The organism is Lacrimispora sp. 38-1, assembly GCF_049890855.1.
In the GTDB taxonomy this organism is placed as follows: domain Bacteria; phylum Bacillota; class Clostridia; order Lachnospirales; family Lachnospiraceae; genus Lacrimispora.
Genome location: NZ_JBANEW010000027.1, coordinates 1 through 25141, shown reverse-complemented (window position 1 = coordinate 25141; position 25141 = coordinate 1). Strand labels below are relative to the sequence as shown.

Genomic DNA, 25141 nt, shown 5'->3' with positions numbered 1-25141 from the left:
CGGAAACAATCCCGGCTGGTGCCTGAATTGTTCCGACCTAAAGAGGTCTAACAATGTTTACTGGTACGTTTTCTAATTCCTATTTAAAGCATTTGTATGCAATTGTTCCTGCAATGGCAAGAACAATTGTAACTACACTTCCGATTAAAATACCCTTCATTTTTCTCTTCATAATCTCAAAATCCTCCTGATTCTTTTTCTTATTATCGGTTGCCTTATTTGTAGTTTGTTTCTCATCTACAAGATTATTCCTTTTACCTTTACGCTTATTTACCTGGATCTTCGCTGTATTAGCTAGTTCTAATTCATATGCTTTAATCGCTGGCTCTCCTTCTGTGGATGCATAAGTAAGTGCCCGATTGCAAAACATCATATGAAACTTTCTTCGCATTACATCATAAAAGCTCATTCCGTTATAGGAATAAAAGCCTCCAAGAGCAATCGGTGCAACCACAGGAATTGCAACATAAGCACTCCCAGTTAGACCAATGTAGCGGTATAACAATAGCACAATGCCACCACCACATACTACTGAAGCTACAGAGAATACCAATTGCTTTGCGGTTAATCCCATAGCCACAGATTCCTGATATTTATCAATATCTTTATTGATTTCAATGACCATTTCTCTCACAATAACCGAAATTATTCTTCCTTGAATTTTATTCGTTTTCGGTTACTTTCTCCTTTCTTCCAGCTACCTGATTTGTGGTTTCTGTTCTAATTTCTTATCAGTTCCAATACTTTTTTCATAACCTTCCATTCCATCTGGACAGAGTTCTCTTAGTTTATCTGGATTAAACATATAAAGAGGGAATTCACAAAAGCCACTTCGTTTCGTCAGCCCTGTAAATTCCCCTAATTCATTTTCCTCTATAAACTTTTCAAGCTCGGGCATATTGTTAATATCAACATAGGCACAGTAATCCGGTGCTTTACCATCAAGATTTACTGTAATATCCCCGTAACTTTCCGGGTATTCTTCACCTACTGTATTGAGTCCGATATATAGTCCGTTATTGTTTCTGTAATTATTGATTTCCAATTGAACCTTTTCTGTAGTTCCCCATTGGGTATTCATTTCTAATATCTGATCCATTCTTTCCTCGCTTTCTACAATCCTAAGGCTCTGCTTGTCAGATTTTGAGCTCCCTTTACACTGCCAACTGTCATTGCTATGGTAAATGTCATTTCACACAGATATATCAATGTCTGTGCCCAATCCGCATAACTTCCTGTAAACTCTGGCAAGCCAGCATTTACAAATGCATTACAGATAATAATAGCAAGTGCCATCGTAACTGCCTCTAAGACTACTGACAAAAAGTACTTAAAATAAGTAACTGCTGTATGACTGACTGTTCTATTCCCACTTAGAGTAGAACATGCAATTGCTCCCATTGGCACAATGATCAATATCTTCAAAAATCGAAAGTACACTGTGTAAATCAAGAAAAATCCACAGATAATAATGATAATAGACAAAAGTGCTGCTAATATCAGCATGACAAGACTTGGTCCAAAATCTAAATCTTTTATAATGTCAGCCTGTGTACTATCAATGGATAAAGTTGGTGCTGTTCCTGATGTTAGCAGTCCCACTAGATTTCCAACTGAGGTAAAAAATGCTTTCATAATGGTAACATTATTTGCGACCAACCATTCTGCAATTCCAACCCTCATAAGCATACGAAGAATTACTTCAAATCTCATCTCTTCTCTAACATCCACACTCTCGGAGCAAAATCCAATAACAAAGAACAATACCACCAGAGATGAGCCTACCGCTACAAAGATAGGCTCGATTCCCTCAATGACTGCCCACGGACCCCCGCCCTTAAAATTGACAGGGGATTGACCTAGCAGTGCAAATACTAGTGACACCTGGTTATTCCAGAAACCAAATACCATATTAAGCAGGTCAAGAATGTGTTGTCCAAGTTTAAATATATCCATACTTGTGATTCACCTCTTTCTGTTTTGCTAGGCAGCTATACTGCCTTGGTTTCTAAAATCCTAAGATTGTTAATACGGATGAAATACCTGCCATCATGACTCCAGCAACAATACCTTTTAATGCAGAGTTCATTGTGGAAGAGTCTTGCTGCTGATAAGCCTGTGCAAATTCCATAACATTCTTTGCTAAGATGATGACACCTACTGCACCAATAATTGCAATAACTAGTGTTTTTAAGTTATCAAGTGGCGCTGTTACTGCACTGGTATCTGCCGCAAAGACTTGTGTAGACATTAAACTACACGCCATAACGGCTCCTGATACAGCCGGAATTAATCTCTTCTTAACTCTTGTAAAAAGACCTTCTTTTTTACTTTCAGTTGTTACGTTCTTAATCTCATTTCTACGCATATTTGTAATCTCCTTTAAATTTTATTGGCGCAGAGCAAGATACCGGAGGAAGAAAATCATCTGTCATAGACAGATATCCTCCGGCTTCTCTCCGAATGAATACCATCTGTCCCTGACACATGACTCATTACCTCTGCTTATTTTTAGTTTCTATTTCCACGGGATATCTCCCGATTTACATTACTTCTGTTTATTTGTTCACCATGGATTTATCTCTGAACACAGAAGTATTTAAGCATGTCTTGTTCTTTCAAATGATTCTCGAATTTGAATCATTTCTTCTAATTTGGTCTCTGGATAGAAATAGGTTAATATTGTCTGCTTTGGAATTTTTGTCGCCAATGCTCTCTTTCCCTCTAACTTTTGTTCTTCTGAGAATTCCCAGTAAACCAAGCGATTCATGACCGTATCCTCTTTTAATGGTTTCCGGCTTGCCACTGATGCTCCACCAGAGGATGTTGCATTTTCAGTTGTATTTGGCACTACATCATCAGAAAATTCCAACTCTTTTGACTGTTCACTATTTAACTTTTCTTTCTGCTCCTTCTCATCCAGATTTGTAAAACGTTTCCCTAATTCTTCATCACCTAAGAGCATAAATTCTTCATACGTTAGATTATCAATAAAGATATTTCCACCTTTTTCTTTTAGCTTTTCATAATGTTTCAACGAACTTTTTGTTAAAATCTCAAATGGTGGTCCAATCAAATTGTTATCCTTTGATATTCTGTGAACATATGCCTCTGCTTTTCCATCTGCGGTCTGCTCAAATACAGGATGGGAAAATGGAATAAACTTATTATCCAAAATAGGATCAAATCCCCTGATAAAAATAAACAATTTCTTATTATCAAGTTTTCTTACCTCATCAGCTGTATATAGTTCTCTCCCCAGTACATCATAATTTCTAGAAGAACTTCCTTGTCTTCCCCTCGTTTCACCGCTGGATTTCTTATCAATAGTACCTTTACCAAGTAGTTCAGAAATGTACTTATGGGTACTTTGTTCGTTTCCGCCCAAGTAAATTAATGTGTCACAGTTTCCTGGGATGGTCTCCCATGTATCCTTAAATAATGCCTTTATCTGTGCAAGATTTTGAATAATAATAACGGAACTAATTTCCCTGCTTCGCATGGTTGATAGTAAGGAGCAATAATCATCTGGCAATGCAACGTTACTAAACTCATCTAACATAAAGGTAACGTGTATCGGAAGTCTGCCGCCACAGTTAAAATCCGCCTGATAATATAACTCTTGAAAAACCTGTGTATACAACATTCCCACAATAAAATTATAGGATTTATCCGAATCCGGAATCACACAAAAAAGAACGGTTTTCGTCTCACCATCACCATTGACTCCGATTCCCAAATCTGCCAGATTCATTTCATCCTTTGAAAGCATCCTTAACACCTGCTTATTTTCCAAAAATGCAAGTCTTGAGTTTGCACTTATTATAATGGAACGAACGGTATCACCTGCACCACGCATACATTTGTTGTACTGCTTCACTGCTGGATGATTTGATCCAAGTGGGGAACTCTCCTCAAGGAACTTCATTCTCACATCAAGCCTTGATGGTTTTCCCTGTTCCGTTACTTCTGCTTCACCCATCAATTTTAATAAGGTTTCAAAGTTTCGCTTCGTTGGTTTTTCTTCCATCCAGACATAATAAAACAACGCCTGCAAGAACAATCCTTCCGCTTATAATGATAGGTAAGGTTTTGAAGTTATCTCCACCTTTTCCCCCATTCCACACCGGACATGCGATTTTCACCGCATCCGGCGTTCCATCGTTAGTTTTCATTCGCATTTAATCAATCTCCAATTGAAAATATTAACCTATAGCAGTCAAATTATTTAATTCTCTTAACTTATTGATTTTGACTAACTGTTTCTTTTCTGGCTTGATAACTTTCAGATAATCCTGTATCACTTGCATATCATTGAATTGTAAAAGCGGTAAATACTTCTTCATTACAAGAGCTATGTTTTTGTATTGTTCTTTTCCACCATTAATGACAGAAACTTTCAAACAACAACCAACTTCTTCCACATTTGGAAACTCAATACCACTAATCCCACACTTACCTTTTTGTACAGCAAACACTGATTGTCTGCTATCTAAATACTCAAGACTATGCTCATTCATTGACTGTTGATATAAATTAGTCAGTATAGATTTATTGATATTTAAGTCCTCATGTAGCTTCTTTCTTTCCTCTGCCGTATAACAACTAACCGTGGCACTAATTCCTATAGCCATTTTATATTTGACATATGCAATGGGGTAGATTGGTCTTTCAGTACCCGATACATAACGTATCATTTTTGAATTTCCGAATCGTTCCTTCTCGCTTTCCGCCATTGTTCCACCCGACCGTTTCAAACGACAGCCCTTTTCAGTGCTCAATCGGTTTGTTAATACGGTCATGACTGCTCTGTTAATATCTCTGCAATCAAGACTTACACAAGTTGCTATCTTGTAATAATTCTGTATGCCAAGTACCATTTCATCAAATAATGTTATCTCTGCTAACTGAGAATAGCCTTGACGTGGTCTTGCAATTCGTTTTGCTTGCTCTACCAGTTTTTCTCTTTCTGCTATCTGTTTCTTGTCACATATATGGGAATTTACAACATACTTTTTCCCTTTTGTCCTCACCTTTATTTTAAATCCTAAAAACTCTGAATACCGTTTACGGACATTTACGATTCGTGTCTTTTCTGGGGATACTTCAAGTTTTAATCTCGTTGTAATCCAATTCGTAACAGCAACCATTGTCTTTTCAGCGTCTTCCCTATTTCTACAGAATATTCGAAAGTCATCAGCATACCTCACTATATACATTTCTTTTAGATCAGTTCTTCTCATCACAGTGTAGCCATGACTTCTATCGAAGACTAATGAATTTCTAATCATCCGTTCCTTACTATATTCCATAACAATCGGACTGTTCTGCCATTGGCTATCAATCCAATGGTCTAATTCATTCAGCACCACATTTGCTAATAACGGAGAAATAATCCCACCCTGTGGTGTTCCTTTGTCTGGAATAATCGTACTGCCATCTGGCATTCGGATTGGTGCTTTGAGTATTCGCTTTATAACATAAATAAGTTGCTTGTCCTTGATACCTAATGACCATATCTGCTTAATCAGTTTGCTATGATTAACATTGTCGAAGAATCCCTTAATATCAAATTCTAAAACATAGTGTAAGTGTGACCTTTGTAATAATGAGTAGGTTTTAGATATTGCATGTTCTACTGACCTATTAGGTCTGAATCCATAGCTATTACTACTAAATTTTGCTTCACAGATTGGCTCAAGTATTTGTTTGATACATTGCTGTATCAGCCTATCCCAAATGCATGGAATTCCCAATGGTCTAAAACTTCCATTCGGCTTTGGTATTTCTTTTCTTCTTACGGGTTTTGGACGGTAGCCATGTTGACTACCTGTGACATAATATCTGACTCTTTCCACAACTGCATCAGGTGGTAAACACCCAATATCGTTAATCGTCAGATTGTCTGTTCCAGCTGTGTAACTGCCTGTGTTTGACTTGATATTCCTGTAGGCTAAGAGAATGTTATCTTTGCCCAGAATAAGTTGCATAAGGTCAGTAAAATCATCACCCTCTTTGCTCCTTTGGTATAGGTTGTCAAACTTAGATTGCATGCCATAGTATTCTACATGGCGCAAGCTGTCTACACTTAGGTTTTTCTTTCCTTTTGGCATAAGGCATCACCTCCTTTTCTTTTGAAAGTGACCCTTTTGGTCTTATTCGAATCCTTATGGCGATTGAATAATGCTCATTTAGACCAACGACTTGTGTCCATTCCTCTGCTTTCATTACAAAAGCTTCATTGGTTCGAACACTACTTTTCAGTACTGGTTCATCTGCTTATTATTCTTCGTCAGATTATTCCATATAGAACCCAGTACCTTTCCTTGTTCCGATAATTCTATCTGTACATATATACCCTTAGGTTCTTGCTATGAGCCTGTTAGCTTGTTTGTGCCTTTAACACAAAATGGTCGTTCGTAGGGAAAATTTCTACTAAACCACACTAACTACGCATTAACGTACCTGTACATTTCTATACAGTCTTCTTATAGACCCGTACATTCGCAAGTTCGTCAGAGTATCTGCCAGGATACTCATTCTAACCATAGATATTTTATAGACACTCGACCTATAGGCAACACAATCCACCTCTGGACTGCTTTCGATAACTTTTGGCAAGCTATTACGGTTACTCTCAGCCTTTGTCATGGGGCTTCTTACAAAATCCTTACAGATAGTGCAAGCCCATCAAGTGTAGGCATTTCAAGGCGTTACCCTATCATTCTACCTATCAAATTATCAGTTCACAAACAACATGAACTATTGCTTGTGCGTAGACTTCTTACCGCCTATGAACAAGTCGCACTTTCCCAGAACGGGTCGCTCGGTGTTGCTCCTTTTGGCGTTGTATTTGATATCAGGTTTGTAATTAACTTAACTATATCTGTTTCTTCTCTAATATAGGCAAATGGATTATAACAATCTGACTTATCCATCTCAAGAAGATTGAGGACTTTTACATTGTAACCATTCTTCTTTAACATATCTCCACAACTTCTGAGAATTTCGCCCTTAGGGATCGGTGCATATGAAAGAACAATTACGAGGCATCTGCATGAGATTTGGTTTTACCTCATAAAATGTCTTTCCAGCACCGGATCCTCCTATAATTAAGACGTTGTTGTTTAATTTTGTTTGCCTGGTATTCAGGCTCATTCTTACATTTTGGCTTAAAATTCGATTAAATGTCTCATCCTTATCTGCCAGTACTTTATTTACTTGCTTCACATTGGCAAACTGTGCTGTACCATATTCTTTGCCGGGCATCAGATTTCTCTGGCTTGTGTAGTACATAATCACTGCCATGGCATAGATTCCAATCGCAATCATTACTGCTTTTATGGTGGATGCCTCATAATAATTTGAAATTGGCTTTGCACATACCTCATTAAATGCAGGCAGGAAGGCACTTAATGTCATACCTTCCTCCCATGCTCCGTTAATAAGATATCCTAAATAAGCTGCAAGTACTGCACCAAGGAGAAGAAAAAATAAAGATGGTTTCTTCTTACTCGTTTTCATAGGCGCCTACCTCTTTTCGTTTCTGTATTAATCTTTGTCACATTCTTTGGCTTACTCTGAGATTTCTCGTATTTTTCTCTAATGGTTGCCTCCACTTTGTCATAATGATTACTATACAAGGCATCGCCTTTTATCGTTTCCACTACACGATTTTCCTCATCATAGACTTTGTAGGCTTTCTCCTTATCAAGAAATGTCAACAAGGTCTTTCCATTATGAATGTCCATGATATTTTCTTTGTTTAACCAGACATAGCGTGCCTTATCTCCCCATGTTCCTGGAACTCGGGTTTTCACCGCCTGATCATTTTCTGATACAATAAGGGTCTTAGAAATAGTCACATCTGCAAGGCTTAAATTCTTTGAAGCGGAGACTGCTTTCATACGTTCCGCAAGATTTTGATAACCCTTGATTCGATTCTGGAATGCTTCTTTATCCATAATTACTTTATGCTCACCATTTCCATCTACTTTCCCTAAGACTCCAATGGTTTCTAGCTGCTTAATTACATTTTCAGCCTGACTTCCATTAATACTGAAATTCTCTTTGATTGCATCCACACTGATACTCTGCTTTTCCATTGCAAAAAGACCTACTTTTTCTATCAGCCCTTCCATAAGAATTCCTACTCTTGTAGCCTCCTCGGTGTGGATTTTATCGTTTCCCAGTTGCTGTCCTTTTAAAAAATCAAGGAGCTTTGATAGATCCTTTTCGTTACCATTTTTCAGATAATCATCAAATGAAGCAATCCTACCAAACTTTAACTTCTGTATCATCATATTTGCCCTTGGAACAGCTTCTGAATGGAATATAATCTCTGACATATTATCTGATTTATTCATGTCTGGAAGTACGGAATAGAGAATGCCATATTTCTTTGCCATTTTCTCTACCTTTTTCATATCATCCATATTAAACTGAAGTACCTGCAAATCTCCGCCCTTCATCAATAATTTTTTCATGCTGGTTTTTCCAAGGGTCTTTTCATAATCAAGCATCCCTTTTAGAAGTTCTACTCCTTTTTGCATCAGCCCTAAACCGCCACATCCAACCTTCATGGCAATTTCTACGCCATCATAAGCCACACGGATTATCTGGACTGCCTCCTGAATTTCTTCTGCCATATTCCAACCTCCTTTGCCCGGTATTTTCTATAATACCGCTTCTTTCTTTACCCTTTGCTTTAATTCCTCTGTATCCGTTTTACGGATTTCATCTGGTGTTACATCAATTCCATATCCCTTTAATACATCAGAAATGCGATGAATTGCTTTTTCTTCTTCTACACGATACATCTCAAGTGCCACCAAAAGATTTTCAATCTGGTCTACCCATTTTGGCTTTTTATCATATAGTACTTCATATTTAGTCCGAATTGCTGCAAAATCTCTGTCTGGCATGGTCAATTCATCAATTAATTTGTTGGTCAGCTCCTTATCACTGGTCTTAAAAGCGAACTCCACCACAAACTTCTGCTCTTCTTTTTGAAACAATGAGTGTTTTTCAACCGCCTCCACTGTTTCAGTGATAATCTGTAATCCCATTTACACTTCCTCCTCAAGTTCATTTTCTAAAACTGCAATTTCAATAATTTCTTTCATCTGATCTGCCGGAACCTTGTTATTGATTAGTTCCACAAGTTGACTTTCGGTTAGTCCTTTTTCAATTGCTGATCTTATAAGAACTAACTGCGCTGGTATCAACTCGCCTGCAACTACCAGCTTTACAATATCCTGTCTTGATTTCTTCTTAAATAACAGCCTTGAAATCATTTGGATAAGAGCATTTGTTGATTTCTTACTCACTTTCTCCACCGATACTGTTTGAAGTACATTACCGCCCATGTCCATAACAGGAACATTACAATAAGCTGGCATTGCATACACAAATGGAATAGTCTGTGGTGAAACAGATTGTCCTGCTCCTCTAATTGGTTCTTCTAATGTTTTACTATCATCTTTAGGGATAGGCGCTTTTTGTTCCTGATTCTGATCCACCATTTTTTTGTACTCCTTGAAGTTTTCCTCCAGGGCTTCCATTTTTGTTTGCATATTTTTCATCTCCTTTAAGGCAGTTTCTTTTTCTTCACGAAGTCTTGCTAGCGCAGAATTTGCCTGATTTATCTTATCCTGTTGTTCGGATAACATAGAATCCTTTTCTCCTAACTGTTTCACCAGATTATCCCTTACCGCTACATCTTCCTTAAATGTCTCAAATACCTTTAACTTTTCATTTAATTCATCAAAACGACTTTCATCAAACTTGATGCCAGACACAACATTTTTTATCTCATCAAATAAAGACTGGACATACTCGGGTGCGATCTGCACTTCTACTTCTGTATTTTCCATTTGTTCAAGCACTTCCTGAAAAAGCTGACTCATATGAAATGCATTGTTTTTATTCTGAATCACCTCTTTGATTGTCTCGATCGGTACTCCTTTTTCATAAAAATCGAAAGCCACCATCATCTGATTTGCATTTAAGGAATCTGCTGTTATTACAGCAATTACTTCCTGACTATAATGCTTTCTAAGACATTTAGAATATATCTGCATTTGCTTAAAATTCATTCCTGACTTCGCATAACGATATACTTCTTCTGTTGTAAGTCCATATTCAATATCTTCCGATACTAGCATGGCTACTTCTTCTCCAAGACCTATTCTTCGCATTTCCTGTGCCGCCATATTTTTAGCCTTATTTGTATTCTGCATTGACTCTTCCATACGTTTCCTCCTTGATTTTTACTTGTTCATTCATTTATAAAACTTGCGCAAAAAAATACAGCCTAACGATTTGGCTGCTTTACCTCATTATTCTTATGACTTATTTCTTCAATTTTCTGCTTCGTCTCTTTCTCTTCACTCCTAGCATCTGATTCTTTTGTAATTTCACCAAGAATTGACTTAGCTAAATTTAGTTCCTTAAAAGATGCCTTTTCTAAATTTCTTACTCTGGCTATTTCCATACGATAATGCTCCTTTAACTTTTCTACCTCTTCAATGGAATATCCCTGTTTTTGTAATTTTTCAACTAAGCTTATCCACTGGATATGTTCATCTACAAAGAAGTTATCTCCAGATTGGAAACTACTTTCACATTCTTTTAATTCACTGACTTCCTCAAGCATTTTAAATAACGAATGATACTTTGCACGTTCTTTAAACACCTTGCTTTTCTCCTTTGATACTTCTTTCTTTTTATCCGTCAGATACTCTGCTGTTGATACAAGCTCCACAACACTATGAATATCATGCCTATTCAAAAAGAGGTACTGCTCTTGTAACTTGTGCATTTTCCTAATATCATCCTCGTACTTCCATGCCTGTGAATATGGTTTTTTCTTAAGCTGACCCGTTCTATAAAGTTTCGCAAAATACTTCTTTTGAAGTCCAGAAAATTTGCTCCTTTTAAACCGTTTTACTTTGCAGTATACAATTCTTGGCTGTTCTTTTTTTTCATAAGGTTTATAATTCGAAAGATCCTCCCTACGAATGCGCTCTCTTATTACTTCTTCAGAATATTCATCGCCTAATGACTTACATCTTTTATACCTGCTCATCCCTGGAGGTTTTATTGCAAAATATTTACCCTGCTTAATTTCATATCCTTTATCAGCTAATAATTCCAGAAAACTATCAAAAGTGGGAGCCTGAATAATACAAGCATCTAAATCTCTTTTTATCATATCACCCCATACGAACTTGCCATCCCGATATTCGTTCCATTCCTTATAATGCTCACTAGCCTTTGCCCTATCTTCTTCAATTTGAATAGTAGATAGCCCATACTCTTCACAGATTTTATTGGTTATTGGCTGAATATTCCTTGCCCAATCTCCCTTTTTATAGTGATACTTACTGCCATCTCGAAAGCTGACGCTATTAAATACGATGTGCCCATGAACGTGATCCGTATTATCATGCACCGCATAAACTGCCTCATAATCATTCCCCAGATACTCTTTTGCAAATTTCCCTATGACTTCAAACGCCTTCTTTGCATCAACTTCCCCTTCTTCAAATGAAATAATCAAGTGATACCCTTGCCTTTTATCTGTTTTTCCAAACTTAGTCTTAGTCTGCTTCATCTGTTCATAGGCTGCATCTGGCTGACAATTTAGTCCTGCTACATACATTCCATTTTGTGTCTTTTCCTGCTTTAAGATATAATCGATTGCTACCTTCAAATGCTTTCCAGGAAAATGATTACCACAATCCTTCATATAAAGAATTTTACTAATCGCCAATTTCAGCCACCACCTCTTTAACCACCAGATTTAATTTACGAAGATAGGCAAAGAGTCTTTCCTTATCCTCTTTGCTATAAAACTCCATGTTGTGGTTATGAACGATTTGATTCACATTCGTACCAATATGATTAATTTCATTGATGAGATTTTTTAGAAGTTTTCTAATTTCCGGATAATCGTTTGGTTTCTGACTTATCAATAGGCGAAGATAATCTGCTTCACACATACCCACTGCTTCTGCTTTTTCAGCTAACATTTTGGCTTCTACAGGCATCAGTCGCAGTGTCTTTTTAATACAATGAATCGTATCCGCCATGCTATCTCACCATTTCTTTCTTATCTATCTGGTACGCTAGCACATTTTCAGACACTGTCTCCAACTTCTTACTTTCTTCCATCCTTTTAATAGCTTCGTTTGCTAATCTAGTGGCCAGTTCTTCAACTTCCTTGCCATAACAGGTTTTATCAAACATCTTATCCAAACATTTTTCATCTTCCTTATAGGAATCATACCTGCTCTGACTTCTGCAAAAATCAATGAAATCACTTGGGTTATCTCTTTCATCAGAAGCTTCTAACACCAATTCGTAATTCCATTCGCAGACTGCATCAATCACATCATCAATGGAATAATCTTCTACTTCACCATTTTCTTCACATATATCTGTTCTTACAAGTTTCCCATCCCTGCTTCCAATACTGTAACCATGACCTTCCATGTAATTAAGAAGTATCTCTGCATCCATTTCTTCTAATCCCATCAGAAGATCATTTTCATCCAACCATCTGATTAATTCCTCTGGTTTTTCAAATAAAGTAACTTCTCCCTCCATGCTATCGTGCACCTCCTTTACCTGTTTTCTATAAATAGCTTTGTTCCTTTCCCATGTCAGTAGTAAAGCCACCGACATGGCAGGATACGCAGATAAGCCATCTCTGGCTATCTGCACCCTGTCAGAGGAGTAAACTCCCCTGAAACCCCTGATATTTATATACCATTATAGAAAACCGTTATACTTTGCTGTTTTCATTATACTTTTCCGTTAGGAAATGGCTTTTCCCATATACTTTTCCTAATGTATTTTTTGAACATTTTTAGGTAGCATGTTTCAGGTATAAAAATACGTTAGGAATTGTGGTTATGGTTTTTTATTTTCATTATAGAAAACCGACTCACTTTGCCATTCCATGTGCACTTTTCATAACGGCTTTTTCTTCAGGTACTCTTTGCAATAATTTTGTAGCCTTAAGCCACTCATTGTAATCTTTATATCCTACTGGTGGTGGGCAATCTTCTACCTCATACCCATTCTGATAATATTTTTCCATCAGTTCTACTGCTGCTTTTCTGCCAGGTTCATCATTATCCAGGCAAAATCGTAATGTTACAATCTGAGGATGCTCTGTAAGAAAGGTTTCAAGAGGCGCATCTGAAAGCATCCCAAGTGCAAGTTTATTACTTTCATAATCAGCACAGATATCCATGTAACTCATAAGATCAATTGCCGATTCAAATACTACAAGTACATCACTATTTTCATTTACATCATTAAAACCATACCGTTTATCGTTTCCCGCGACATCACACTTAAATGCCCTACCTTCTTTGTCAAAGACTCCACGCATACTGGCAAATCTGGTAATACCAGCTTTATCATTTCCTTTAAACACAATGTTGTGATAACCTCTGGCCTCATAAATTAACTCTTTTTTGATGAAATAATCAATAATAACCTTACTAATTGCACGTTCTTGATTCAGATAGGAAATAAGATAGGTGTTACTTCCAGCAGCGACTGGTAATATAAATGTTTTCTTCTCTTCTTGTTTGTCTACCACTTGGTTTTTTAAAACTATTCTGTTTTCAGGTTCTTCAATCCTTCTATAACCTGCAAAATCAAGTAACCAGAATACTGCCTCTTTTACTTCCATTCCTGCAAAAACCCGCATGAAATCAATCTGTGATCCACCATTTTCACCCTTCTCATATTGTCTTGACCATCGAAACCAGTGACTCCGGCTATATATGCGAATCGAATCCATTTCTTTAATGGTGTAATATTTGCCTACACGCCTGATGGTATATCCTAAATATTCAGCTACTGCACATAGATCAACGGATTTTGCAATCGCAAGTTCTTCTTCTATAAATCTTTCCATTGTGCTCACCTTCCCCTCCCCTTTTCTGCTACAATTACCGTCTGAGAAAAGTCCAGTGTCTCATAGTTCGTTTGAAGGGTAACCGTCTGATTCTTTAAAACTCCCTTAGCTTTAAAACTGAAATACTTCGTATTATCACCGCCAACAATAATGTGATCCAGAAGTGGTATGCCAATAAGTTCAGATAGTTTAAGCATGCGATCTGTCACCATGGTATCTTCCTTTGATGGTGTAAGATTTGACGAAGGGTGGCAATGGACGATAATCATACTTGCAGCGTTGGATAGTATCGTTGACTTTAATAGCTCTCTCGGATGTGCAACCGCTTGATTAATTGCTCCAATACTTGCTATATGGCAGTTGATTGGTGTGTTGTCACCTTTCAGGTTAACAACACACACAACTTCTCTGTCCATTTCGCAAAGATACTTTCCAATTACATCTATTGCATCTTCTGGGGTGCAAATCCTGTGGTCTGATAGCAAAGGAAAATCCTGAACCAGTCTGACTGATACCACATCCAGCTTAAAATCACTGTCTATGCTCTGTTTCTTCCTTGGCATATGCACCCACCTCCGGTTCTACATGAATAATAAAGTCCCCTTCCAGACTATTCACAAGATTTACCAACTCCTCCATCGTCTGTATCTTTACTTCTCGCTCCATAGAAACCTCCTTATCTGGACTGTTCCTTTGAATCGTAAATTAACTTAGGTTCTGCTACGATGCCATCCAGTCTCTTATTTGGAGTATCTGTCGCAAGGGTTAACTTTCTTAAATCCTTATCATAGTGATAAACCTGATTGGAAAGTCTTTCATCAAGGGATACCTGATCCATATTAATTTCATTTACCATCTGGGCAAGGTCATTTGGATCTCCCATATTTGCTGACACGGCAATTACTTCGTGCACAGATGAGGGTAATACATAAAGATCAGACTCCAGCTTTTCAGCTAACTTATGAAGATTATCCTCATATAACATAGAAACAGCACCATTTACTCCCCTGTCATTTGAAATGACATACATCATGTTTTCTTCTGGAACTTCCCCGATCATCATATCTGCGATTTCACCGGGCATACCATCTTTTACAAACATATCTCTGATAACATCATTCATAGATTTCACAGTTGGTGGGAATAAAACTACTGTATTCTCAACAGCTGCTTTATAAAGATCTTCTTCATTCATTCCTAATTTCTCAGCAAGAGCATTATTTACAATCGTACTTGAAATTCCCTCACTGTTTGTATCTACTACCCAACGATAAATAACAGATAGATCCTGAAATGATCTGCTTGGAATATTTTCAAGCATTTCTTTGTTCTGTTCTGTATTGACAAGAACCATAACAATGTTTTCTCTTGCCTGATCAAAATCTACTTTCGGACCAATCTCTGGCGCTTCCGCAAATGCTTTTGTCATAGTCTTTGCTGCACTCTGTAACACTTCCTGTAAATCATTACATTCTTTGTAGTGCTCATACATGTTATTGATATACATGGTTGGTGAAGCTGAAAGTCTCTCATCACCTGTTGGAATCAGATTAATTCCATCCATTGTCTGATTTACCTTTGTTATTGAATGTACATCGACCTTGTAATCTTTGTACTCCTCTGGCATAAATTCTTTAAATTTCTCTGCCACTACTTCCTTGAATAATTCATAATTCATAATAAATTTTCCTCCTGATTTTCTCTTAATTTAACTTCCTGTTACACAAATAATCTTGGTGGGGCACGCACCATTATTGAAAGACTCCTTTCTATCTCCTGAAACAAAAAATGCTGGATTTCTCCAGCAAAAAAGACCGCATAATATGCGGCCTTCTCAATTTTTTCTTATGAACTTGATTTGTTATTTATAGATTTATTTTCTGACCAACAGTTTTTTGTAAAAATGATCAACACAAATTGCGCCAAACGGGGCTGTTATTAAAATGGATAATACCGCTACTGTTAATACCTGCTGCCCACAAGCAAGTCCCATAGCAAGTGGTACGGCACCTATTGCTGCTTGAACTGTAGCTTTCGGTGTATATGCAACCATACAAAACATTCTTTCTTTTCTTGTAAGCTTCGTTTTAATCAAACAAACTAAAACTCCAAACATTCTAAAAATCAAAGCTCCCAATACAATTATTACTGCCAATAATCCGGCTTTTATAGCATATTGCAAATCAACAGTTGCTCCAACTAATACAAATAATAATACTTCTGCAGCTACCCATAATTTATTATATTTTACAGAAAGTCTTTTTGCCAAAATATTATGTTTCTGATAGATTGCTATACCCATACTCATAATCGCAAGCAATCCAGAAATTGGAACAATTCCTTCTAATCTGTTCTGTAATTCAACTAAAAGACAGGAAATGCTGAGAATAATGATTAATTTCACTGTATCTCTCATATGAAATTTCCGAAAAAAAATAGTTAAACCAAGTCCTACTAATACGCCTGTTACGATGCCAAGTAAAATAGCTATTGGTATTTGCAAAAAATTTGTTACTGATACTTCTCCTCCTGTTGCTAATGAAGTAAAAGCAGTAAACAAAACAATAACAAATACATCATCTACAGAAGCACCAGCTAATATTAACTGAGGGATACTTCTTTCTTTTCCATATCCTTCTTCCATAATTTTAATCATTCTTGGCACAATAACTGCTGGAGATACTGCTGCTATTACACTTCCCATTATCGCAGCTTCCAAATAAGTGATTCCTAATACTCTTGGTGCAATCACTAGAACACCTATTATTTCAAAACATGCTGGGACAAAACACATTAAGATTGCTGGTCTACCAACCTTTTTCAAATCAGAAATATCTAATGATAGCCCAGCTCTTGTCAATATGATAATTAAGGCTAACTGTCTCATATCTGGAGAAATCTCTAGTATAGATGAATCCAAAAGATTTAAAGCATAGGGACTTAAAATCATTCCTGTAAGAATCATTCCAAGCAAACTGGGGAGCTTGAGCTTGTTAAATATTTTGCCTAAGGTAAGGCCTAGTAAAAAAATGAGTGCTAAACTTGTAAGCATAAAATCCTCCTTATATTGCAGAAATTAAAAAAGCTGATAATTTCTGCGTAATTTTCGCAGAAGTCATCAGCATAAATGCGGTTTAGGTATATTACCAGGGGAGAACTTCATTCCCAACAATTGAGATAGTATCACAATTTTAGCACAATTGCAATTGCTATTTGTAACTTGTTAGTCTATGCACCAAATATGATCATGTAGACTCCAACTATACAAAGTAGAACGGAAACATACTTCTGAAAATTATCCTTACTCATTTTTTTAATAATTCGATTTGCACAAAATGTTCCGAAAATCATAGCTGCTCCCATCAAGACTCCTGTAAAAGCTGCTTCTAAACTAATGTTCATCAATTTCCCATATACAATAGTCTTGACTATGTGCATCACTGTTGCTGTAGATGCCTCACTTGCAATATAAGCTACTGGTGGTAATCCTAAGGAAAGAAAAATAGCTGCTCCTAATGGTCCGGCACTCCCTGCAAGCCCTGACAGCAATCCTACAAAACATCCTCCAAAAATCAAAGTTTTCGTACCACCTTTAAACTCAATCTTTTTCACTGTTTTAATAGCTACCATTCCAATAAGGACTGCACCTATAAACCGTGTTACCATGTCTTTAGGAAGTATTGAAAATCCAAAAGCACCAAGTATCGATAATGGAATCGCTCCAACACAAAACAGACCAACGAACTTCCATTTAATTTCTTTAAAACCAAATGCCATTCTCGAAAGATTTCCGATTAGCTGTGCTATAGTCAGGACTGGTACTGCAACTTCGGCACCTACATAAACTGTAACTACAGGAAGCAATAATAATGCACCGCCAAATCCTGCGGCTCCCGATACAAAAGCAGCTAAAAAGCTAGCTATTATTAATATAATGTATTCCAAAGCTTTCACTCCATTAAATTTATTTATTGCAGATATTATAGCACAACATAATACCTATTTCACTTAGTAATAATTTTTTCCTGTAATATCAGTTTCGACTAATTCATTCTATTTTGTATAAAAGAAAACAAAAATTCTATTAGACCTGTTTCTATATTCACGTTACCCATACCATGATTTGTTACATATAACTTAACCTGATCAATATCCTGCTTTGAGAATTCCCAAGTCTGCACTGTATGTGACCAATTACCAGCTTCACCTTTCACATTGTACATTGCTGCTTCCAGAGTATCTTTGTAAGTCACATCACTTCTCCACTTTGAAGTTGCTTCTAATCCACCATATACAAAATCTTTCTGAAAATAATCTGCGGCAATAAACCTTACATATTGTTTCTTCCCATCAAAGTCCATCGGACTTTCTACGGTTGCATCTGTATCAACTATTGTAACTTTAACCTGCTTCTCAGTCGTATTATTTCTGCTATCAGTCGTAGTATAGGCAATTACCAATTCTCCTGAACTTGTGAAGCTTGTGAACATTGAAGGTGAATAGTTTTTTACCCTGATCTGCGTTGTCCCATCCTCTCGATCTATCGATTTTACTGTTCGAAGTAACTCAGCCTCAGTTATCACACCGGTTTTCGCTTCATATAAAGTAAAATACCTGTCACTGCATGTCAGCTCCGGTGCATAATCCCATATAGCATGAAAATAAAAGGTATATCCATCTACAATTGTCAGATTTCGAATCTGCTGTCTTTCAGAATAACTTGCAGAATAAGCATTGGCATCCGTATTCCATCCAAGGTAAGTACAAGGATGTGCCGGTGGTGTAAAACTCATTGCTGGCAATGTATATGTTTGATCATACTTACAAGTCATTGTTGTCATTGTCCCACTTCCACCGTTTGGATAAAATACAATGTAATACGTGTTTGCTTCTGCATTTGCAGTTAATGCTGTATTTCCTACCACAGTAAAGGAATACCTCTTGCTAGCAGAAGTATAAGTACCACTCCAATTCTTCCACGTATAACCTGTTTTCACAGCTGCATCCACTGTAGAAGTTGCTCCATAATAATAACTGCCACCACCAGACACACTTTCAATTCCAGTACCATCACTTACACTTACTATATACTTCTTCCTCGAAATATAGATATAGTGGTTCTTTGCCTCTATCACAGTATACTTACTGATTGAAGTTGCATTGTAACAATCATTTCCCCCGTATGACCATTCAAAACTAGAACCATAATACAGATTTTGACTTTTTGCCAGTCCCCAATCTCCACTATAATTTCCGTTAGCATCCTGATATTTCACAAACACATTCTGCACATATTGCTTTCTAGTAACAGAAACATAGGACGTTTTATCTTGCTTCGCTGTATAGGAAATACTTGCAGCATTATAGCAAGCATCTGCATTTCTTGACCATGAAACGGTCTCTCCATAAACATAATCCTTGTTAATTACTACACTATATCCTCCATAATCACCATCAACATTCTGATATCTTACATATACAACCTGCCTGGATTTTAATTCTGTCACATAATTAATAGTCTTATTAAAATAACTGTGCAGGGAGCTTGGATTGCTCCACGGTGCAGCGTTCGCTATACCGTTATAATCTGTATAGACACTTCCCCAGAAGTTTCCGTAATCATCCATAGAACCACTGTTTGTACGATTTCCGTACTTGTCAATTTTGACAGTAATCATGCAACTGTCTACAATTAAATACCCTCCATTTATAATGAATTCGTTATACGCAGTCCGGTTTGTCTGCGCCAATTTTGATTTCACATAACTAAGATTAATCCTACATAAATCATAAATGTATCCGTCTGAATACACTTCATTTACTGTTTCTACCGTGTACCCAGACAAATTAAAGTAAATATATGTGGATTGCGAACTTGTATTTACCCTCATGCGATAACCAATGGTACTCCAATGTGTTGTACTAACATTGGCTGTTGCTGCTTTTCCCCTTGTCGCGTAATAGAAATAACCATCTTTAAACACAATGCCTGATCCATAATTATTATAAAAATCAACGGCATTATTAAAGTTTCCAGCCCTAACTTCTTGGGGCGGGACTACTACGGCAATTCCTATTATTGACAAAAAGAAAAACAGACTGAGTAAGCCTGTTTTCCATGATTTCTTCATTTATTCAATTCCTCCTAAAATACAAATGCTGACCAATTGTAACACACCGTTTTATTGGTTCCATCCGGATTCTGCTTTCCCGAGCTGTAAGTTCCTACAAAAGAATACAGATTTCCACCATCTCTTAAATCAACTTCTGGTAATACATCATACAGTGCATATCCTTTACTGGTAATACTGACTTCCATATACTCAATACCTTGCCCCTCCAAATATACTATGATTTTTTCTTTCAGCTCTGCATCAGTCATGGTACCACTCTTCCAGCTTTCAATCATACTATCTATATCTGCTTTTTGAGCAGCTGTTATATCTCCCTTTGCTGTTTCAGAAGATTTCCATCCCTCTGAAATTGGAACGTACTTGTTTTCCAGTACTGGAGTTATTGTTGCTGGTGGTGTTGTAGGTACCGTTGCTTCTGATTCCTCTGATTTCTTCTCTTTTGTTTCTTTCTCATCAGAAACTTCATCGTTTGTTTTTGTAACATCCTTATTTTCTACTTCTGGTTTCTCTGTCGATTTGCTTTCTACCGCAGAAGCTACTTCTGTTGCCTCATTGGTAGTATTCTCTGTAGCTGTTGACTCTTCTGTTACAGTATCTGTTCTTACTTCTTTTATCTCAGATTCCTTTGTTATTTGAGTATCTATAGTATCCGTATCTACGACTACCTTAACTGGATCATCTTTTGAATCCAAATTGCTATAAATCATAATACCAGCAACCATTAATGACAGTAGAAAAACTGCAATCACTGGTTTCAAGTGGTTCTTCCAAAACTTCTTTAACGGCTCTTTCATCCAAATCCTCCTTCTAATTTCATCTTGCCCCACCAACTGGCACAGTGTATTGCTCCATAATTACCGTTCGCTTTACAGAAACTTTCCCTTCTGTTCCAATGGGATGTGTATATTTTTCAATCACTTCAACAGATAATAGACCCTTTTGATAATCTACATCCAGTACATTTACTACCACGGAACAATCTGAATTAATTTGTACTAACAAAACTTCCATAAAATCAGCCACAAACTCATCATTGCTATTTACAGAATAGGTTGTGTCATCAAATTGATTCTCCACCGTATCCTTTATTGCACTATCAACTGCCCTATTTAACTCATTCTGCCTCATATTTGTACCGCAAAGAGTCATGACGATAACAATGGATATAATAGAACAAATCGTAATTCCAAATCCTAAAAATACACTCTTCATCGGCTAATTCCTCCTCTCATCCACAGCAATCGGTATCTTCCAGACACTGGTCAGATTTTCTCTGTCTCTGATCTGGAAATAGACCTCATAGACTCCTGCACTTGGAAATCGGATACTTCCATTAACCTCTGAATAAGCACTCATAACACTTGTTCCATCTGCTTTTCTGATATCTAATAGTTTACCAAACATATTATTTGTAAACAACTTTGCAATGATTACTTCATCCATTGGATAAATACTTCCTTCCATATCCTTTGCATAATATCGCTCTAGAAAACTTGTATTTTCAATTGCAAAGAATCTTCCAAAAGTTGCCGTATATGCTGCAACCGGTTTTGTCCGATTATGCCATGTGACTACTGAATCAAAGTCACTATAAGAAGTATAATCAACCTCTACTTTGTTTGTTGCAGTGCCTGCAATTTCTAGAATTCCATGCCTACCTGATACAGAAATTCCAAATAAAATTCCAATAATAAGAGCGGCTGTTATAATTGCAATAATAGCTGTTCCAAATTCCTGAAATATCACTTTCATTTTACATACCGCCTCCTAACACACTCGTGATAAATTTTTGTATCATTGTGATCATGGGAGTTCCTAAAAAGAAAAGAGCAAGTATTCCAAGTAAAAGCACACCACTGATTGCTTCAATTATAAACTCTCCATATTCTTCAAATATTTCTTGCATCCTTTCCTCCTAACTACTGATTACCTTTAAAAAACCAATCAGAATTGCTACCATTCCACTTCCTGCAATCGCATAAATAATGCTACTTCCAAACTGCTCCATAATTAACTTCATCGTCTCCGCCTCCTCTATCTTGCAAACCCACGAATCTGCTGAGAACTTACCACTCCAAAGAAATCAATATGATATTCATATTTTAAGATTATTTCCATCAGAGTCGGTTTCCCATCTTCATCTTTGACTACGCTGTTACTGTCAATTAACAATTCATACCCTGCATTTTCTGCTTGTGCTTTACATGCACTGATAACACTTGGTGCAAAGTTGGAATCTTCTATCTCTGCCATTACAGAAGCATGAAAGTCCCTTGCATTATTTGCATCAATACAGGCTGACATCACTCCCGCCATAGAAAATACGGATAACAGGAGTATGAAAATGCCCACATATGTCTTTATCGTTGTACTCATAATCTCTTCCTCCTACATTCCAAAGGTCAGGTTTTGAAGGAACACTACTAATAGCAGTGCCATATCCACCATCAACTTAAAAGAAGCTAATAAGGATGGTAGTAAGATATATACCTTCATTCCGGCAATCTTATCTTCCTGCTCTAATTTCTCTGCCTTATCCATCATAGCGTTATTACGGTCAATCAGCTCTTCTACCTGTTTTGTCACATCCCCCGCATTTCCACTGGATAATGCGTAAAGCATCTTCATGGCTGACTGCACATCTGGATTTCGATATTCTTTTAAGAACCTGTGATATGGCTCAATCGCATTTGGATCTTCCTCTAAATCATAGATCAATTCATCTAATGCATGAATCAGTACTTCTGGAGCACTATCTAATGATTTACGAATTGCCATCTGTACATTATCTGTCTGTAACAGAAGTGCTACTTCCATCAGCCAATTAGGAAACTGCTTTTCGATTTCCCTTAAAACCTTTTTCATTGCCAGATTATGACCAACCTTGTGCTGATTCAGGAAAAATAGTACCACTACAGCCCCAGCCACTAGTACGGCTATATTCTGAATATATACAAATGCACCGATAAAAAGGATTGCCGGAATGACTGCCATCTTCTGGCTACTTTTAGCTTCCTTAGCTTCATCATAATTTCTGACCTGAAGATACTTATTCTCCATTCCCGTGCTGTCCGTTTCTTTCTCTATCCAGCTTCTGCATAACTTCTTATCCGACTTCACATAGATGAGCATGCAGATACCAATCAACACAACTGCTGATATCTGACATAAAGGAATTGCACTGATATCCAAATCTCCACCTAATAGATAAAGGGGAAGAATACAGATTAGTAACGTTGCTACTAAAGCAATCATGATGTTTCTCTTTACAATCTGATATTCCTTTTGCAGATTGATGATTCGTTCTGCCCACATGGCTCTGTTCTTCGATAGCAATGCAATGCTGCCACCTGCATCACCACCACGCCTCTGGGCACCCATCACAAAGGAATGAACGGCATCGACTCTTTCACAATGAAAGAATTCACTAACCTTCGCTAATGCTTCCTGTTCTGGATCTTCGCTATCTGTGGCATACTGAATATGTTCGATTGCCCGAAGCAGTATCTCATGAAATTCTCCATCATCAAAAATAGTAGCTGTTTCTGTTAATGCATTCAGCACAGTCTTGTTCCTCTTAAAAGAATACAAGAACTGTTCCATATAATTATTTGCCATAGAAAACATGGTCGTATGATATTTACCCTTCATAGTCTGAATCAGAACCAGTGGCGAGAACACAACCCCAATGATTCCGATAGCTACAATATAAGGCAACTGTAATTTATACAGCAATCCAAAGATGGCTGCCAATAATACAATCATTCCATAGGAAATCAATGCCTTCTTTGGCGTAAACTCATACCCATACCTTGCAAGTTCCTGTGTCAGGTTCTTATATCTTAAAAACCTGAGTGAACTTTTTTTCTTTTTTCCTCGTTCTTTCTTCAAGGTTTACTCCCTCCTACCTCTGAAAATGGTGTAATTCCCATTCGTTCAAATTTCTCAAAAATTGGTTCTGGAAGACTCTTCTCTACCAGCTCTCCATTCAATACCACTGGAAATATTACATTGCATCCATCTTTACGATAGAAAAAGCAAACCTGATCAATATATCTTCTGATTTTGCCATCCTCCATCTGCTTCTTACGAACCAAGATCCCAACATCAATGAACATGAAAATATCATTCTCCATTCGATCTGCATCGGTTCTGCTCGCCAACATATTTAAAATACGATCCGGTATCTTTCTTACATCATCCGTGTGAATCGTAGTAAATCCACGAATTCCTGTTGATAAGCTCTCAAGCAGATATTTTACTTCCACAGAACGGGCTTCTGATAACATAAGCCACTTTGGATTTTGCCTAAGACTTGTCTTAATCGCCTTTGTATAGCTGAACCCTTCCGATACCATTAATTCCACGCAATCCTTCTCAGGATTGATTTCTCTGTAATGAAGTTCTGGGGTATCCTCGATGGTAATAACTCTTTCATTTGCATGAATATACTGTGAAAAGAATTTTATTCCTTCTGTCTTTCCCACACCTGGTTCCCCACAGAACACAAAGTTCATACGTGCCTTCACACAATTCGTCAAAAGCTCCAAAACTTCATTTGTACAGTATCCATCCGTAATCATACTTTCTCTTGTCATACGAACGGTCGGAAGGGTCTTTCTGATACAAACTGACCTTCCTGAAATTGCGGATGACTCATGGACAATACTGATACGAAGGGTATCTGTATCTGCCTCTAGCAGATTCTCCACTTTGTTAAAAGGTTTACTTACGTTATTGGCAATATAATGGCTGAACTTTTCTATAAATTCCTTTGTAACTCCATGCCCCTCCACCTTGATTCGTTCATTTGCGGTATTGGTAATCCATAAATCTGTTCCATTAAAGTCAATATCTGTAATTTCATCATCTTTAACATACGACCATAAGGGTCCAAAATGTGCAGGCACCAATTCCCACTTTGTACTTTGTTCCATAAAACTCCTTTCTAAGAGGGGATGATATCCCCTCTTTGTGTAATATAGTCACTTCTACATATTTACCTGATTAGCCTGTGATTGTACTTGCTGCTCTGTTGAAAAAGCTGTCGATCAGGTTCTTAAAGGAA

General features: G+C 37.2%; 26 protein-coding genes, 2 pseudogenes and 1 riboswitch. All 28 genes and pseudogenes read right to left on the bottom strand.

Going from position 1 to position 25141, the window contains the following annotated elements; genetic code table 11:
* Window positions 1-79 precede the first annotated feature (79 nt).
* Window positions 80-625, bottom strand: a complete 546-nt coding sequence (locus tag V7D18_RS05255; RefSeq protein WP_426152140.1) for a PrgI family protein — start codon at window positions 623-625, stop codon at window positions 80-82.
* Window positions 626-697: 72 nt separating this feature from the next.
* Window positions 698-1099: a DUF4313 domain-containing protein gene (locus tag V7D18_RS05250; RefSeq protein WP_426152138.1), complete on the bottom strand. Its 402-nt coding sequence runs from the start codon at window positions 1097-1099 to the stop codon at window positions 698-700.
* 14 nt (window positions 1100-1113) lie between these two features.
* Window positions 1114-1956, bottom strand: coding sequence for a hypothetical protein (locus V7D18_RS05245; protein WP_426152137.1), 843 nt, complete (start codon window positions 1954-1956; stop codon window positions 1114-1116).
* 52 nt (window positions 1957-2008) lie between these two features.
* The gene (locus V7D18_RS05240) at window positions 2009-2368 is read right to left on the bottom strand and encodes a hypothetical protein (protein WP_426152135.1); all 360 of its coding nucleotides are present in this window, start codon (window positions 2366-2368) and stop codon (window positions 2009-2011) included.
* A 231-nt stretch (window positions 2369-2599) separates the two neighbouring features.
* A pseudogene (locus V7D18_RS05235) lies at window positions 2600-4072 on the bottom strand (VirD4-like conjugal transfer protein, CD1115 family); the annotation flags it as partial.
* Window positions 3999-4181, bottom strand: a complete 183-nt coding sequence (locus V7D18_RS05230; protein ID WP_426152133.1) for a hypothetical protein — start codon at window positions 4179-4181, stop codon at window positions 3999-4001. The gene V7D18_RS05230 and the pseudogene V7D18_RS05235, both read right to left, overlap by 74 nt.
* A gap of 24 nt (window positions 4182-4205) precedes the next feature.
* A complete protein-coding gene (ltrA, locus tag V7D18_RS05225; protein WP_426152131.1) occupies window positions 4206-6113 on the bottom strand; it encodes a group II intron reverse transcriptase/maturase in 1908 nt (635 codons plus the stop codon).
* Window positions 6114-6803: 690 nt separating this feature from the next.
* Window positions 6804-7524, bottom strand: a pseudogene (locus tag V7D18_RS05220) (type IV secretory system conjugative DNA transfer family protein); the annotation flags it as partial.
* Window positions 7521-8648 (bottom strand): PcfB family protein, encoded by a 1128-nt coding sequence (locus V7D18_RS05215; RefSeq protein ID WP_426152129.1) that lies wholly within the window; start codon window positions 8646-8648, stop codon window positions 7521-7523. The gene V7D18_RS05215 and the pseudogene V7D18_RS05220, both read right to left, overlap by 4 nt.
* Before the next feature lie 27 nt (window positions 8649-8675).
* Window positions 8676-9068, bottom strand: coding sequence for a hypothetical protein (locus V7D18_RS05210; protein WP_426152127.1), 393 nt, complete (start codon window positions 9066-9068; stop codon window positions 8676-8678).
* Window positions 9069-10253: a hypothetical protein gene (locus V7D18_RS05205; RefSeq protein ID WP_426152125.1), complete on the bottom strand. Its 1185-nt coding sequence runs from the start codon at window positions 10251-10253 to the stop codon at window positions 9069-9071.
* Between the two features lie 62 nt (window positions 10254-10315).
* On the bottom strand, window positions 10316-11776 hold the full coding sequence (locus tag V7D18_RS05200) for a relaxase/mobilization nuclease domain-containing protein (protein ID WP_426152123.1): 1461 nt from the start codon (window positions 11774-11776) through the stop codon (window positions 10316-10318).
* On the bottom strand, window positions 11766-12095 hold the full coding sequence (locus V7D18_RS05195; protein ID WP_426152121.1) for a MobC family plasmid mobilization relaxosome protein: 330 nt from the start codon (window positions 12093-12095) through the stop codon (window positions 11766-11768). The genes V7D18_RS05200 and V7D18_RS05195 overlap by 11 nt, the downstream gene beginning before the upstream one ends.
* Before the next feature lies 1 nt (window position 12096).
* Window positions 12097-12612 carry a multidrug transporter gene (locus V7D18_RS05190; protein ID WP_426152119.1) on the bottom strand — a complete coding sequence of 172 codons (516 nt, stop codon included), beginning with the start codon at window positions 12610-12612 and terminating at the stop codon, window positions 12097-12099.
* A 340-nt stretch (window positions 12613-12952) separates the two neighbouring features.
* Window positions 12953-13939: a DUF3991 domain-containing protein gene (locus V7D18_RS05185; RefSeq protein WP_426152637.1), complete on the bottom strand. Its 987-nt coding sequence runs from the start codon at window positions 13937-13939 to the stop codon at window positions 12953-12955.
* 5 nt (window positions 13940-13944) lie between these two features.
* On the bottom strand, window positions 13945-14502 hold the full coding sequence (locus V7D18_RS05180) for a JAB domain-containing protein (RefSeq protein ID WP_426152117.1): 558 nt from the start codon (window positions 14500-14502) through the stop codon (window positions 13945-13947).
* Window positions 14471-14605, bottom strand: a complete 135-nt coding sequence (locus V7D18_RS05175; RefSeq protein WP_426152115.1) for a hypothetical protein — start codon at window positions 14603-14605, stop codon at window positions 14471-14473. The genes V7D18_RS05180 and V7D18_RS05175 overlap by 32 nt, the downstream gene beginning before the upstream one ends.
* A 10-nt stretch (window positions 14606-14615) precedes the next feature.
* Window positions 14616-15617, bottom strand: a complete 1002-nt coding sequence (locus V7D18_RS05170; protein WP_426152113.1) for a DUF5688 family protein — start codon at window positions 15615-15617, stop codon at window positions 14616-14618.
* 195 nt (window positions 15618-15812) lie between these two features.
* Window positions 15813-16991, bottom strand: coding sequence for a cation:proton antiporter (locus V7D18_RS05165; protein WP_426152111.1), 1179 nt, complete (start codon window positions 16989-16991; stop codon window positions 15813-15815).
* 50 nt (window positions 16992-17041) lie between these two features.
* A riboswitch (Fluoride riboswitch) is annotated at window positions 17042-17115 on the bottom strand.
* A gap of 52 nt (window positions 17116-17167) precedes the next feature.
* Window positions 17168-17884, bottom strand: a complete 717-nt coding sequence (locus V7D18_RS05160; protein ID WP_426152109.1) for a sulfite exporter TauE/SafE family protein — start codon at window positions 17882-17884, stop codon at window positions 17168-17170.
* A gap of 98 nt (window positions 17885-17982) precedes the next feature.
* A complete protein-coding gene (locus tag V7D18_RS05155; RefSeq protein WP_426152108.1) occupies window positions 17983-20070 on the bottom strand; it encodes an InlB B-repeat-containing protein in 2088 nt (695 codons plus the stop codon).
* A gap of 14 nt (window positions 20071-20084) precedes the next feature.
* Entirely contained in the window at window positions 20085-20867 is a 783-nt protein-coding gene (locus tag V7D18_RS05150; RefSeq protein WP_426152106.1) for a hypothetical protein, read from the bottom strand.
* A gap of 19 nt (window positions 20868-20886) precedes the next feature.
* Window positions 20887-21285: a hypothetical protein gene (locus V7D18_RS05145; protein WP_426152104.1), complete on the bottom strand. Its 399-nt coding sequence runs from the start codon at window positions 21283-21285 to the stop codon at window positions 20887-20889.
* A gap of 3 nt (window positions 21286-21288) precedes the next feature.
* Window positions 21289-21825, bottom strand: a complete 537-nt coding sequence (locus V7D18_RS05140) for a hypothetical protein (protein WP_426152102.1) — start codon at window positions 21823-21825, stop codon at window positions 21289-21291.
* Window position 21826: 1 nt separating this feature from the next.
* Window positions 21827-21979 (bottom strand): hypothetical protein, encoded by a 153-nt coding sequence (locus V7D18_RS05135; RefSeq protein WP_426152100.1) that lies wholly within the window; start codon window positions 21977-21979, stop codon window positions 21827-21829.
* Between the two features lie 128 nt (window positions 21980-22107).
* Window positions 22108-22449 (bottom strand): hypothetical protein, encoded by a 342-nt coding sequence (locus V7D18_RS05130; RefSeq protein WP_426152098.1) that lies wholly within the window; start codon window positions 22447-22449, stop codon window positions 22108-22110.
* A gap of 12 nt (window positions 22450-22461) precedes the next feature.
* Window positions 22462-23964, bottom strand: coding sequence for a hypothetical protein (locus tag V7D18_RS05125; protein WP_426152096.1), 1503 nt, complete (start codon window positions 23962-23964; stop codon window positions 22462-22464).
* On the bottom strand, window positions 23961-25010 hold the full coding sequence (locus V7D18_RS05120) for an ATPase, T2SS/T4P/T4SS family (protein ID WP_426152094.1): 1050 nt from the start codon (window positions 25008-25010) through the stop codon (window positions 23961-23963). Before V7D18_RS05120 ends, V7D18_RS05125 begins: the two co-directional genes overlap by 4 nt.
* Between the last annotated feature and the right edge of the window lie 131 nt (window positions 25011-25141).